General features: G+C 55.9%; 9 protein-coding genes. 1 reads left to right on the top strand and 8 read right to left on the bottom strand.

Going from position 1 to position 13,951, the window contains the following annotated elements; all coding sequences use genetic code 11:
• Window positions 1-21 precede the first annotated feature (21 nt).
• Window positions 22-492 (bottom strand): tRNA (adenosine(37)-N6)-threonylcarbamoyltransferase complex ATPase subunit type 1 TsaE, encoded by a 471-nt coding sequence (gene tsaE / locus BXA01_RS18645; RefSeq protein ID WP_076565398.1) that lies wholly within the window; start codon window positions 490-492, stop codon window positions 22-24.
• Window positions 480-1,979 (bottom strand): bifunctional ADP-dependent NAD(P)H-hydrate dehydratase/NAD(P)H-hydrate epimerase, encoded by a 1,500-nt coding sequence (locus tag BXA01_RS18640; RefSeq protein ID WP_076565395.1) that lies wholly within the window; start codon window positions 1,977-1,979, stop codon window positions 480-482. Before BXA01_RS18640 ends, tsaE begins: the two co-directional genes overlap by 13 nt.
• A gap of 63 nt (window positions 1,980-2,042) precedes the next feature.
• Between BXA01_RS18640 and queG the strand changes: the two genes are divergently transcribed.
• Window positions 2,043-3,143 carry a tRNA epoxyqueuosine(34) reductase QueG gene (gene queG, locus BXA01_RS18635; RefSeq protein ID WP_076565393.1) on the top strand — a complete coding sequence of 367 codons (1,101 nt, stop codon included), beginning with the start codon at window positions 2,043-2,045 and terminating at the stop codon, window positions 3,141-3,143.
• Between the two features lie 60 nt (window positions 3,144-3,203).
• Here queG and BXA01_RS18630 read toward each other — a convergent pair whose 3' ends face one another.
• The 6 genes from BXA01_RS18630 to BXA01_RS18610 form a co-directional block, all read right to left on the bottom strand.
• Window positions 3,204-7,703 carry an RHS repeat domain-containing protein gene (locus tag BXA01_RS18630; RefSeq protein WP_157115970.1) on the bottom strand — a complete coding sequence of 1,500 codons (4,500 nt, stop codon included), beginning with the start codon at window positions 7,701-7,703 and terminating at the stop codon, window positions 3,204-3,206.
• A 32-nt stretch (window positions 7,704-7,735) separates the two neighbouring features.
• The gene (locus tag BXA01_RS26985) at window positions 7,736-7,951 is read right to left on the bottom strand and encodes a hypothetical protein (RefSeq protein ID WP_157115969.1); all 216 of its coding nucleotides are present in this window, start codon (window positions 7,949-7,951) and stop codon (window positions 7,736-7,738) included.
• A 90-nt stretch (window positions 7,952-8,041) separates the two neighbouring features.
• Window positions 8,042-9,019, bottom strand: a complete 978-nt coding sequence (locus BXA01_RS18625) for a hypothetical protein (protein WP_076565388.1) — start codon at window positions 9,017-9,019, stop codon at window positions 8,042-8,044.
• Between the two features lie 341 nt (window positions 9,020-9,360).
• Entirely contained in the window at window positions 9,361-11,880 is a 2,520-nt protein-coding gene (locus BXA01_RS18620) for a leucine-rich repeat domain-containing protein (RefSeq protein ID WP_157115968.1), read from the bottom strand.
• Between the two features lie 185 nt (window positions 11,881-12,065).
• Window positions 12,066-13,091: a hypothetical protein gene (locus BXA01_RS18615; RefSeq protein ID WP_076565383.1), complete on the bottom strand. Its 1,026-nt coding sequence runs from the start codon at window positions 13,089-13,091 to the stop codon at window positions 12,066-12,068.
• 177 nt (window positions 13,092-13,268) lie between these two features.
• A complete protein-coding gene (locus tag BXA01_RS18610) occupies window positions 13,269-13,883 on the bottom strand; it encodes a trimeric intracellular cation channel family protein (protein WP_172834042.1) in 615 nt (204 codons plus the stop codon).
• Window positions 13,884-13,951: the final 68 nt, after the last annotated feature.

The following is a 13,951-nucleotide window of genomic DNA, read 5'->3' as shown; positions in this document are numbered from 1 at the left end:
GCGCATACCAAACCCCATCATTTAATTGGATTCCAATGCCAAAGCGGCACACCAGGCCTCGCCACGCGAGCCCTGGGCTAAAATTTTCAGCGAACGCCCGCTGTCTTGCGGGCTAATGGTAATGGTCAGGTCAGGCTTTGGCAAAAAGCCTGCACCTTTATCGGGCCACTCGATCAGGCACAGGGCATTGTCTTCGAAGTAGTCGCGGATACCGAGAAACTCCAGCTCCTCGGGATCGACCAGGCGATAGAGGTCAAAGTGGAAGGCACGAATGTCACCGATCTCGTAGGGCTCGACCAATGTGAAGGTCGGACTTTTTACCGCGCCAACATGGCCCAAACCGCGAATGATGCCCCGCGACAGGGTGGTTTTGCCCATACCCAGATTACCTTCAAGAAAAATCAGGCCATGGCCCTGGGTGACGCGGGCAATCCGTGCGCCAAAGTCGCTCATTGCCTGTTCATCGGCCAGGTACAGGGTTACTTCAGACACGGTGCTTGCTCCTCCAACAACTGACGAATGGCTGGAATCAGATCACTGGCCGCCAGCCCACGGCCGAATTTGCCTTGTTGCATACCCGCGTTGGCGTGCAGCCAGACGGCCAGGCATGCCGCATCGAACGCGTCCATGTCCTGGGCCAGCAATGCGCCGGTGAGACCGGCCAGCACATCCCCCAACCCGCCTGTGGCCATCGCCGGATGGCCCTCATGACAGAGGGCCAGACGCCCGTCTGGATGGGCGATCAGACTGCCGGCACCTTTCAGAACCACTACCGCTGAATATTTTTTGCTCAACGCCAGAGCAGCGGCCGGGCGATCGGCCTGCACTTCGGCGGTACTGATGCCAAGCAAGCGCGCCGCTTCTCCCGGATGCGGGGTGATCACGCAATCCTTGGGCAACTGGACAAAATCGCTGGCCAGCAGGTTCAACGCGTCGGCGTCCCACACTTGCGGCAACGCAGCATTGGCGGCCGCCGACAACAGGGCACGACCCCAACTGGCCTGACCGAGGCCCGGCCCGACCACCAGCACCGAAACTTTTTCCAGCAGCCCCATCAGTTGATTGGCTGACGAAGTACCGAGCGCCATCGCCTCCGGGACCCGAGTCAGCGCCGCCGGCACATGCTCTGGGCGAGTCGCCAGCGAAACCATGCCCGCGCCGCCGCGCAAGGCCATTTCCGTGCTGAGCAGAATCGCTCCGCCGAACCCGTGATCGCCGCCGATCAGCAACACATGGCCAAAGCGGCCCTTGTGCGAGGTCGCCGCACGCGGTGCAAGTGCTGGAAGATTAGCGGCGCTCAGACGCTGAGCGCAGACAGGAATGTCACTGAAAATTTCGTCGGTGGCTTGCAGGTCGTTGAAGACCAGCTCACCGATATGATCCGCAGCATCACCGGTCAACAGCCCGACCTTCATAGCAATGAAGGTCACCGTTAGATCGGCGCATACCGCGACACCCAGTTCACACCCGGTATCGGCACACAGCCCGGAAGGAATATCGACCGCTGCTACCGGCAAACCGCCGGCGTTGATCGCCTTGATCGCCGATGCATAGGGCTCACGCACTTCGCCGCTCAGGCCAGTGCCGAGCAACGCATCGAGGACGACACCACGCAGCTCGCTTTGCGCCTGCCAGCCTTGCACCACAACACCAGCAGCCACCGATTCGGCATGGGCCAGTGCGGCATCGCCCTGCAAACGTTGCGGATCGCCGACGGCGAGAACGCGCACTGTCCAACCGGCCCGCAGCGCCAACCCGGCCACCAGATAACCGTCGCCGGCATTGTTGCCATGGCCGGCGAGCACGGTCAGCTCGTTCGCGCCCGGCCATTTGCGCACCAGTGCGCGCCACGTGGCGCGGGCGGCACGTTGCATCAATTCGAAGCCCGGCGTGCCGGCGGCGATCAGCCGCGCGTCGACTTCGCGCACCTGCGCGGCGCGGTACAGCGCGTCGGGTAATTCATCTTTCGTCTGCGGCATGCGTCTTCGGGCTCCGATGTCTGGCAGAATTATACGCACCTCAGCTCCGGTTTCTCTCGCCTCATGTCCGCCATCACCACAGACCTGCCCGCCCTCGCCCAATCGATCAAGGATTGGGGCCGCGAGCTGGGCTTCCAGCAAGTCGGCATCAGCGGGCTGGACCTGGCCGAACACGAGCAGCATCTGCAGCGCTGGCTCGAGGCCGGCTACCACGGCGACATGGACTACATGGGCGCCCATGGCAGCAAACGCTCGCATCCCGACGAGCTGGTGCCGGGCACGTTGCGCGTGGTTTCCCTGCGCATGGACTACTTGCCAGGCGATACCGAAATGGCCAAACGCCTGGCTGAGCCGGAGAAGGCTTACGTGTCGCGTTATGCCTTGGGCCGCGATTACCACAAATTGATCCGTAAACGTGTTCAACAATTGGCCGACAAGATCCAGGCGCAGATCGGCCCGTTCGGCTTTCGTGCCTTCGTCGACAGCGCACCGGTGCTGGAAAAAGCCATCGCCGAACAGGCTGGACTGGGCTGGATCGGTAAAAATACCTTGGTATTGAACCGCAAGGCCGGGAGTTATTTCTTCCTGAGCGAACTGTTCGTCGACCTGCCGCTACCGGTGGACGAACCGCACAGCAGCGAACATTGCGGGCGTTGCACCGCATGCCTCGACATTTGCCCGACCAACGCCTTTGTCGGCCCATACGTGCTGGACGCTCGGCGCTGCATTTCCTATCTGACCATAGAACTGAAAACCGCGATTCCCGAAGAATTGCGGGCGTTGATAGGCAATCGGGTATTTGGCTGCGATGACTGCCAGATCGTCTGCCCATGGAACCGCTTCGCCCGGCCGACTGGAGAAAGCGATTTCAAGCCACGGCACAATCTCGATAATGCCGAGCTGGCTGAACTGTTCATGTGGGATGAAGAAAAGTTCTTGAGCAGCACCGAAGGTTCACCGTTGCGGCGTGCCGGGTACGAGCGCTGGTTACGCAATCTGGCGGTGGGGCTGGGGAATGCGCCTTCAACGATTCCGGTGCTGGAAGCATTGAAGGCGCGACGGGATTATCCGTCAGAGTTGGTCAGGGAACATGTCGAGTGGGCACTGGAACGGCACGCCCGCCGCGCGCTCGCAAAACCGGCAAGCATACTGTTCAAATCGTAGCCGGACCTTGAGTGTTCCTGCTTGCGCCTTGTATCGTTTCGTTTCGTTGCGTGCTCCGACTTACTTTTTTTCCTTTAAATGACCACCCAGCTGGTTGATGACCGCGATCCGCTCCTTGGCGTTTTCGGTCATATATATTCGGTCTCCTTGCGACAGATAGAGATGCATCGGCTTTGATGCTGAGCCGGATGGACCATGCATTGGCGTGTATTTGGCATGAATCAGCGCTGCAGAAGACGTCGGGGAGTTACCCGCCTCAATGTGCTGCATGAAGGTTTCGGCCTTTTCAAGCAAGCCGGTAAGGCCCTCTTTCTCAAGGATATTCTTTTTGGGGTCGACCCTGACGAGTGACCATGGTTTCTCGGCCTCTTCCTGAACGGCCGCGCTGGCCTTCGCCTTCGCCTTCGCCTTGGCCGCCGCCTTGTTTCCCTTACCCTTGATCATGCCTCGGGCCATCTCTTGACCCGCTGCTTTGGAGCCTTTACTACTCAGGCCTTGCTTGAAGGCGCCAGCCAGTTTCCTGCCAGCATTGATGCCCGCTTTGGCACCAGCTGCCAGCCCCGCCCCCACCGAAGCCAGCCCAAGACCAAAACTGATCCAGCCCAATATCTCGCCCGCTTGAGAACCCGGTGCGAGTTCATTGACCACCTCGCTGGCAATACCCGCCAGGCCTGAAGCAACCGCCAGCCCCAATGCCGCCACTGCCCATGGCGTCGCCGCGCCCATCGTCACCACGCTGGCAACAATTCCGAGAACACTGAGGCCGATGCCCAGGATCGATTGCCAGGAGATATGCCCGGTAGGGTCGACACGATTGACGGGGTCGCCCAGGCAGTAACTGTAGGCATTCAATCCGCCCGCGCCGAACGGACTCATGCTGTCGGGGGCGAGAAAGCGCATCAGTGTCGGACTATAAGCCCTGTAACCGTTGCCCAGCAGATACAGCCCGGTAACCGGATCCAGCTGTTCGCCGTTGAACCCTGCCACGCTGAACAATCCACCTTCGGCGGGACGATGCCCATAAGGGCTGTAGGCGCAATCGGTGAGCTGCACTTCGCCCAGCGTTGCCAGCACACTTTGCTGCTGATCAGTGCCGTATAGCTGCGTGTCGGGGTCCAACCCCGATTGCTGTTGCCCCACGAGCGCTCCACCGTGACGCACAACACTGGTTGAACTATCACCACTCACCTCGTTGGCAACCCGGCCGGCGTAGTAGTAACGCTGCACAATTGCTTTTTCGGGTTGCGACAGCTCCACCAGATCGTCGAAACCGTCGTAATGGTAGCCACGAATCACTGATCCCCCTGCACTGGACAACTGCTCGAGACGTCCGAACGCGTCATAGGCCAGCGTTCGCGCCTGGTCGTCCTTGATCATCCTGCCGTTGACGTCGTATTCCAGCGTCACTGCCGAGGGATAGTCGACGTGGGAATGTTTGACGGCGCTGAGCTGTGCAGGATCAGGATTGTCGTAACTGAAGGTGGTCAGATTCACCCCCAGCGGGAACTTCGTCTGCACGGTGAGGATGTTATCCAATGCATCGAAGGTGAATGTCTGGCGGACAATTTCCTTGCCATACGGATCGCGCGGCTTTTGCGTGCCGGCACAGTCGTACTGGATCAAGCGCCCGCGCACATCGTAGGTGAACTGTTCATCACGTAAAAGTTGAGTGCCACGTCTGGACACTTTCTGCGCCAGTTTGCCAGCCAGCGTGTAAGTCGATTCCAGGGTCTGGTCTGGCTGACCCTGAATCTCGAATGTACGGCGGGTTTCACGCCCGATATCGTCATAGGCAAACCGGGTGAGCATTTGACGCTTGATTGAGGTTTCTTCGGTTTTCGTCCAGTCCAGCATCCCCGTCTGCGCGTTGTAGTGGAATTCGGTTTTAAGCGAGCCCTGGGAGGTGGATAGCAGGCGGCCGTGCTTATCGTATTCGGATGTGCTTTCAGCTCCGAGTACATTGACATGGGCGATCGGTCGCCCCTGCAGGGACCAGGTACTGGAGGTTGCTTTGGTGATAGCGCCGAGGGTCGTCGTTTCGGTTTTCACACGCCCGGAGGGGTGATAGGTGAAACTGCGCTGTCTGCCGTTTTCGGTACAGGTCAAGGGATTGCCACTGAGGGGGTCATACGTCATGGTCGTGACCAGATCCCCTGCCTTGCGCTCAGTCAGCAGGCCGCCCAGTTCCCGCAAATAAGTGAATTCGGTCTTTTTGCCATCAGCACTCCTGTACCACTGCGGCTGGGTGAAGCCCGCTTCATAACCTGCCTCGGACTTACGTCCGCCAACGGTACTTCGGATCAAGCGACCCAGACCGTCATAAGTTTGCTGCCCCAACACTTTGTCAGCGACCTTGATGTTGATCGGCAGACCTTCATCACTGTGCCCGGCGTAGTCGGTCACGACCGCAGTGGCGTCGGGCAGGACACTGCGGGTTATCCGGTCAAAAACGTCGTACTCATATCGGCTGGTATTGCCGACAGGGTCTGTCTGACTGGTTGTGCGCCCGTAGCCGTCATAGGTGTACACAGTTTTGCCGAGACTTTTGTTCTTCAGATTGAAGCTCTCGACACTCAGCGGTTTACCGAAATCATTGACGAGGGTGATCGTCTTGCCCATCCCCTGGAGCCAATGGGTCTGCCGGCGAAGAACCGGGTCCGCCTCGCTGTGTTCGATACGTCCATCATCGTGCAGCGTCTTGCTGACCTGGCCCCAGGAATCGAATTCGTAGCCGGTGCTGACCGGATAAGGCTTGCCATCACGCCAATCAGTCAGCGTCACTTTCACCTTGTGGCCGACCGAATCATGCAGCGCAGAATAAAGCGTGCGTGTCTGAATCAGACCGTCCTTGTCGGGATGGTCGCAGTCCTTTTCATGAACGGTGATCACCCGTTCCATCCCGTCATAAGTCACTTTTTGCTCGCCGCCAGCAGGATCCGTGGTCACCATTGTCGCCGGATGCTGTTTGCTGGCAGCCAGATAGGTCCACCGGGTAACGGCCACATATGGGGTGCCGGCAGCAACCGTTTTGCCCACTGCCCGACCGATTGCGTCGTACTCATGCTCGATGTGCTCGCCATCGACACCGACTTCAGAGACCTGTAATCCGGTCAGCGTCGACAGCACTTTCTCACTGGTCTGCAGCGTGCCGTCAAATCCGCGCGTGCTGGACCTGACTCGCAACCTGTCACCCTCAAGTTCATAGGAAAATTCGATAGCGGTTTTTTTATCATTCAGAACGACACTTTGCTCTTTCGTGGCTCCATGCTTGAGTGGATCCCCGGGCGTATTCAAATAACTGCGTGCGGTTTTCGAACGCAATACCTCAACGCCTTCCAACACTTCACAAAAACGCTCCTCGACCGGTAACACGGATGCCAGTTCCGCACCGTCCAGCGCCGGATGCAGCGCGTAGTCGTAGTAGGTGACTGTCGAAGCACCATCGGATGCGGCAGCAGTCACCGTCCTTTTTTTCGGGAATCTGGAAAAGCCCAGCGGATCCTCTGGGCAGTTATCTCCACCACTGGCCGGATAAAATTCCGTGGTCGTCGTCACCCCAGTGGGCTCGACCTGCTTGAGCAAGTTACCTTCGTCATCGAACTCCGTGACGGTGGTTTCCACACGCTGCTGTTGAGTACGCCGATCAAGGTACGTCACCGTGTGGACTTTAGGCATGCGGAACTGAGCCACCTGCTCACTGAATGGCTTGGTAACGGAACAGTGATATTCCGTGGTGGTGGCGATCTGGGCGTCACCGCAGGTTGTAACCTCAGCCACCAACAGATGGAATTTGTTGTAGGTGCGTTTGATGCGGGTATGTACTTTGCCGCTGACCAGCAAGTGCTCGTCCGAGGTGTAGACGTAGTGGCCGGGCGCCAGATAGAGAGGATCCAGGTCACTATCCTTGGCAGGAAGGAGGCCCTGTCCAAGGAAGTTATGGTCGGAGTACGTGTAGGTCTTGCACAGTCGGGGCTGACCGCGCCCAGGGTAGACATCGTGAGCGATAACAAACGGCAGTGTCTGTTCCACACCGCTGATGAAGCGGTGGCCGTGCCGCTTGTAGCGAATGATTTCGACCCCGCGCAGCGGATTGACGATGCGATGAACATAGCTGGCTCCAGCGATGACTTCATACTCAAGGTCCCAACCCTTACCAACCGGCAACTCGATGGCCGTCACTCGAGAGTTCTTCAAGATCAGCTTGTAGTTGGAACTGGAAGTAGTGTCGGGATGCCGGGACAGCGTCACCTGACCTGCCGCGCGGGTGATTTTCAACAGGCAGCGCTTGCCATCACGGACTTCGGCCAATCGGGGAAACTGGTTGAACAACTCATGCTTCAGCGTAATGCTCACACCATTCGCCGCGATTATTTTTTCCACGACGGCGACCTGAGTGCCGGCCAGGACTTTGAGCAGTTCACGCCGCCCATCCTTGTATCGAACTTCATAGCGCCCCGCTCCAGCGACTGCCACTTTCGCCGTCTGCAGTTTCATTTCCTTGAACTTCAGACCGGTAGACGTCTCGACAGCCTTGTAGCGCTCACCGTTGGACAAGGTCATCACTTTACTGCGCAAGTCATAATTGGTCAGTGTCAAAGACCAGCCAACGCCGAACCCGCTATCCGCCTGATTGAGCGGATTAAAGCCACTGAAAGTGCAAGTTCCGGACCATTGAGATCCGCCGAGTGCAACTTGCCAAGCGAAAATGCGCAGGTGTACATGCCCGTGCGGGGATCAACGCCCCCAGAAACAAATTCACCAAAGTTGAAAGCGTTGGAGTGAACAGCGGAAGATGAGTTACTTTCCATAGCAAAATATCCTTTATTCCAGGTGCAAATTTAAACAGGTCAAGCTGGCCAACGAAAATTCGCTGAATCACGCAAATGAAATCAGGCAAATTATTTTGTTGACCGTTTCGACTCATCCAGAATAAAAGTTCGCTGTTCTGTATCGCCTTTGATAGCAAGCCAGTGCTCCGTACCGAACTCATCAATCACGGCGAATTCGAACGCACCTCTCGTCGCCGGCTTCTCCTCCGTCTGTAGAGTCGTGCGCTGTACCAGCGTCAATACACCAGGCACATCGTTAATCGGGAAAGTAATAAAACCCAGAGGCGTATTGACCGAAGCCGATCGCCCATAGATCGGCGCCAGATAGCCATAAAAACTCCTGCCGCCACCACTGTAGTGGTTTATCGTGCCTGACGAGTACACCATTACCGCGTCTTCAGCATCATACGGATTAAGTCTTATATCGGTGCTATACCAGTCAAGAACGTTGATCTGGCGACCGTCAGCGTGAAGCCCGAGATGAAAATACTGAATGCGCTCCTCGTACACTCTTTCGCTGAAAGTACCGTACTTATAAAGAGAGAAACTGTTCTGATTGTATTTTTTCGGAGGAATCGCCTCCAGCGTGACACTGCTGTCGAAACCAACCCCATTACTTCGCAATACCACGCCATTCAAGGAGATCTCGGCAGCCACTTCCATAATTCCAGGTCGGGAAGCCGAGACCCAGAACTGGAAAATCTGTACCGGATCTGCGGCGTTGCTTATCTGGTTGTCACTGACCCGCGGGACTTCTGTCAGGCGCGTTGCCCCACCCGACATTTCGTGAGCGTAACGATTTTCCTGAATCGAAACACTCCAGTCTCCCTCCAGAGGCCGAGCACCGTTGTAGGCAATCAGCCGCAATGACTGCAATGCAGGATGTCCATGCAGCGATACGCCGTCCCCACTGTTATCGATGCCGTGCAGAAGCACCAATACACGCACCTGCATGCGACCGTTGGCATAAAGCACTTTGTGCTGGCCATGATTTGTGGCGTCGAGTTTTACCTCGATACGGGAAATACCAACTTGCTCATCAAACATCTGATAACACCTCAGCCGATTAATATATTTCACCCCTCAAGGGCTCGGCAAAGTATTAACGTCGAACTTAAATATAAACAGCCGCGACATTTGACATTTTGTGAAAAAGCAAACTTTCAACATCATCTTTAATAATTCACACAGATGCTAATAACTTCTAAAAATGCGATCTGCATGTTACGAGATTCAACACTAAGCCTTTCGCCCCTTTGATTCTGGCCCACGATGGCCTGCCCCCCCTTCCGAATTCAATCAACCCGAACCGGAAGAGGAGTCAGCGAGTAGCTTATGTTTGCCAAATCATGTTGGCAGCATGATCGATCCGTTACTTTCGACAACACTCAGTCGCTATCTGAACCTGTCGAAAATCCGCTCTCCGATGACTCACTCTCGGAATCAACGTCTGAAACTGCTTCTTCCGTTTGGACTTCTACCTTCCGGTCCATACTGGAATTTTCAAGATATTGATTAATCCGCCGCATCGACTCGTCATTCAGCGGATTGTTCAATAAACCAACATATAGATCTTGAGTATCCGGAATATCGAACAAATCGCCTCCTACGTCTGAGATATTATTATCCTGTAACGCCATGACCCGAAGATCTCCAAGCCTGTCTATACCGGAAGGCAGGCTGGAGAGATTGGCGTTATATAGCATCAACTCGGTCAAACCTGTCATGAAGCCTACATGCGGAGCAACTGTCAGAGGGTTGTTGGCCAGATTCAACAAAGTGAGCGTCTCGATCCTGGACACACCTTCAGCCGTCGCTTCAGATAATTCAAGCGAGCAATCGTCCAGTACCAGTTGGCGCAACTGGCGCATTTGGAATATTCCTGACGGGAAGTCCTCCATTTTTATGCCAGTGACCATCAAATATTGAACATTGGGAAAACTGTCAAAAAAAGCGCCGATGCGTGCGCCAGGCGTTTCCACAGTCAATATCAACTCTGTTACATAGTCGAACCTTGCGGATAATCTTGGTAACTCAGCAGAAAAATCGACATGATGGGAAAAATGATAGTCACCGTACCCCCACCTCGAAACCGACTTGCGTTGCCAGATATCTTGCAGTTTTGCGCTAAATTGCTCGCGAGCCTGGCGCTGTTCTGCGATCTGCATTGCGTCCTGCGAAGAGTCCGCTTGGGTCGATAATCCTTCCGCACTCCAGGTCGCCAATTCATTGCGCAATTTTACGAGGTCTGTCTCCAGGCGCGCTAAAACCGTGGACGGCTCAGATCCCAGGCGCTCGGAAATGAACGCGGCCAACTCCTTGTCAGCAAGCTGCGGATAGAGACTACGGACGCGTTCCACAACGGATCCTGTCAACATCGGGTTGACATCGCCGCCGCCTCGCAGCCCCGCTTGCGCGTATTGGACGCTGGCCGGAACAGCCGTTACCTGCACCGGTGCAAGTCCCAGCAATTCGCTCACGCGTTGGCGCGACGGCAATGGCTGTGCGCGTACCAGTTGCCGCAGAGCCGCACCACCGCCCTGCGCTACACCGAGCAACTGGCGCTGCCCGGGCAGTAAAAGGCGCCAGACGGCGGCATACAGATCCATCCGATCCTGGGGGGATGCGATGCCGCTGCGTTGGATAACGTAGCCTTCATGCTGACGAATAAATGTGTGACGCACTGGCGATCGAGCATCGCCAATAGCACTCAATAACTCACCCTCTGACGCTTGCCGACGAATCTCGATACGAATCTGTCGCGGCCACTGATCAAGCTGACCGATCATCTGCAAAGCCAGCAGATCACTGTCCAGAGTGGCTACCGAATCCAGATAGATTCCTTCGCACGCCCTGGCGAGACGCACCTCGCGTAGCGCCACCAGCGTTTTTTCTGCCATGTGCCTTGGCATTCCCGACCGCAGGCGCAAATGCCTATGGTCGGCGGCACTGGCCTCTCGCCACAACGCCTGAGCAATTGTCTTGGGGAGATCAGGAAAAATCCGTCGCATCTGCAATGTGTTGTCATCGCAATCGAGTTCGAACGCCCGCTCGCTCTGCTCAAAGAGCAAAGCGCGGGATTGTTCGATAACGCGCTCGCTCAGATCAGTAGCCCGAAGCGACAACAAAGCCTGCAGTTGTGAATCGGCCTGCGCACGCACGCTCGGATCGGAATGTTGCACTTGGGTGATGAACTGGCGGATCTTTTGATCGAGGGCGAAGCGCCTCGCTGTGTCCTGCAGCAATGCCAGCGAAGCGGGATGAATGTCGGACCTGTGCGCCATCATCGCGTCGACGCCGCTCACGGCAAATATGCGTTGGGTCATCAGTGGAGGGAAATCCTTTATTGAATACTCCGTGCCGGGAAGCTCTGTCGTGCGATTTTGTCCGGCAAAGACAGTTGCAAATGGATTGGCCGACTCAGGATCATCCAGCGGATGCCACAAACGGCCCTCGCTGTCAGGCCGCAACAGCGGACCGGAAGGATGCAGTTCTCTGGCATGTGTGGCGCGAAAAAGGCCGCTCTCGGCGTCTCGGACCACTTGTACGATGTGATTATCAGCGACGGCAACATACTGACGCTGCTTCATGATTGTGATGCCCCATGCATCGGTCTCGTCGAGACGCTCTTGCGTGGGTATCCAGTAGTTCTCCAGCGAATTCCTTGCGGACACACTGGCGAACTCGTTGATCGTGGAATATTTCGGCCTCGTGCTCACACTGATGACAGGCATCACTGCAAGCGAATCTGAAGAAGATGGCGAAGGCAGGGGTCCCTGATGATGTGCAACAGTCAAATGCGGCATTGTCGAAGACGGGTTCAGTGCCCGGGGCAGGCCATCCCCGCTGGACTCGATGGGTCTGGTTGGGGCAGATACAGGTTTGATTTTCGGCGGTTTGCCAGTCATGAATGCTCATCCTTGAGGAGTGGTGACGCTGGCCACACATCGCTGCGGGGCCAGCGCAAAACATCAGATAAAGCACTTTCGTGCATATGCCTGATCAGCGAACATGGCAGCTTATCTGCGGCCGCGATGCCAAACGCATATACAGCTACTACATCCAAAGACATTGCATCACTGGATGATGAAACTCAGCCTCGCTGAAGAGACAAATTGCGCTCGTAAAAATTCACGCGAATCGCCAACTTATGCCCGGTACCATATTCATCGATAGCAATAAAGTAGAGGACACTTCCATATTTTTGCGCACCGGTATTTTCCGAGTATTCGGATAACGCCTGCACAATAGTGAGTTCCCCGTCGCTTTGAGTGTTTACTTTGTAATGCTTGTGATTCCATGTTTGCGCATCGCCGGTGAAAGCATATACGAACGGATCACCCCTATCAGGCAAGGTGACGGTCACACTGGTTTTTTCGGGACGGACGAAAATGCACTTCATATAATTTGTTTTTATTTCGTTAAGCCTGTTCCCCCCGGCAAAATCGAGGTTTTCTCCCTCTTCTGCCCCCTCGACCATCCAATCGACCAGGCGGATTTGCTTCCCGTCCGGGTACAGCCCCAGATGGTACTTGCAGATACGATTACCAGGCGACTCATTACCAATCCTGTTCTGATACAACTGAAAGACTCCATATGTCGCAGGCTTTTCAGCCTCTAGAGTCACGCTGCTGTAATGAACACTGGCAGGGGTGGTTCCGTTGCTCAAAATCCTCTCCCCGTTGAGAGACAGGCGCGCACCGACCTCAGTCGTTCCGGCGCTCGACGAGGAAACCCAGAACGTACGCACCTGTGGATGAACGCTTTCATTCTCAAGATCATCATCGTGCCTGTCCAAGGCATCCGGTGCAGGCCGTGCCTCACGCGTAAACCGCCCTTGGACCGCGCTCGCGACCCAACCATCGCGCAAGGTCTTGCCGGTCGCGTAATGAATAAGCTGGATGCTTTCCATTACATCTTCCGGTACATGCACAGCGTTGCCGTCGGCGTCTACTCCGGCAACCAGCACCTGAACTTTGACTTGCATCCGGCCATTAGCAAAAAGTGCCCTGCTTTGAGTGTTATCACTGGCGTCAAACTTGACCTTCAGACTGGACAACCCCACAAGAACGGGCGAAGTGTTTTGTTGATTACCTGTAGCGTCCATACTTTCACTCATAATACAGCTCCTCCGTGAGAATATAACTTGATAGTGACATCGAAAACATGTCAGCAAAAAAAGTTACATACCCACCAAGAAAATATCAAAGTGAAAAGTGTAAGAAATATGCGCGCATCAGCCGCCAGCCATTGCCTTATCTTTAAACCAGTTCCAAACACACCGATGCAAGAATGATCAATGTTCGTCGTTATAGACGAACTTGGGCATTTCCCAATGGAAACGGATGGCCAGCAGACGTAACAGGAACCCGCCAAACAAAGTGATCAGGATGGCTTGTTCGCCCGGCACATTTATAAAAAGACAAAACATGTAGCACCATGCCGCAGCGAATGAAACACTGGCATAAAGTTCGCGGCGAAATATCAGCGGAATGTCATTGCAGAAAATGTCGCGCAGGATGCCGCCGAACACACCAGTGATAACGCCGCTGACCGATGCCACCAGCATGCCGTGCCCCATTTCCAGCGCGGTCATGCAGCCGATCAAGGTGAACGCCACCAGCCCCACCGCGTCGAGCACCAGAAACAGCGAGCGCAGGTGGCGCATCCAGCGCGCAGCGAATACGGTGAACATCGCCGCCACCGAGGTCAGCACCAGATATTCTGGATGTTTGACCCAGGTCAGCGGGTAGTGCCCGAGCAACACGTCGCGCACCGAACCGCCACCGAGCGCGGTGATGCAGGCGATCAGCACCACGCCGAACCAGTCCATGCCACGTCGTCCGGCGGACAGCGCGCCAGTCATGGCTTCGGCGGTAATGGCGATCAGATAGAGCATCAGCAACATGATGGCAGTCCAGGCAGGAAGGCGCGCAGTCTAGCCATTTCGGCGCCGCACCAGAAGAGGGCGCGCCTCTC

This window comes from Pseudomonas sp. B10 (genome assembly GCF_900156235.1).
Lineage (GTDB): Bacteria > Pseudomonadota > Gammaproteobacteria > Pseudomonadales > Pseudomonadaceae > Aquipseudomonas > Aquipseudomonas siliginis.
The sequence above is the reverse complement of the archived record's forward strand: the minus strand, read 5'-3'. Positions and strand labels throughout refer to the sequence as shown.

Bases quoted from the DNA above. Each gene is read 5' to 3' on its own strand.
- queG (WP_076565393.1), top strand. From the start codon at position 2,043: ATGTCCGCCATCACCACAGACCTGCCCGCCCTCGCCCAATCGATCAAG.
- BXA01_RS26985 (WP_157115969.1), bottom strand. From the start codon at position 7,951: ATGGAAAGTAACTCATCTTCCGCTGTTCACTCCAACGCTTTCAACTTT.
- BXA01_RS18620 (WP_157115968.1), bottom strand. From the start codon at position 11,880: ATGACTGGCAAACCGCCGAAAATCAAACCTGTATCTGCCCCAACCAGA.
- BXA01_RS18640 (WP_076565395.1), bottom strand. From the start codon at position 1,979: ATGCCGCAGACGAAAGATGAATTACCCGACGCGCTGTACCGCGCCGCG.
- BXA01_RS18615 (WP_076565383.1), bottom strand. From the start codon at position 13,091: ATGAGTGAAAGTATGGACGCTACAGGTAATCAACAAAACACTTCGCCC.
- BXA01_RS18630 (WP_157115970.1), bottom strand. From the start codon at position 7,703: ATGACCTTGTCCAACGGTGAGCGCTACAAGGCTGTCGAGACGTCTACC.
- BXA01_RS18625 (WP_076565388.1), bottom strand. From the start codon at position 9,019: ATGTTTGATGAGCAAGTTGGTATTTCCCGTATCGAGGTAAAACTCGAC.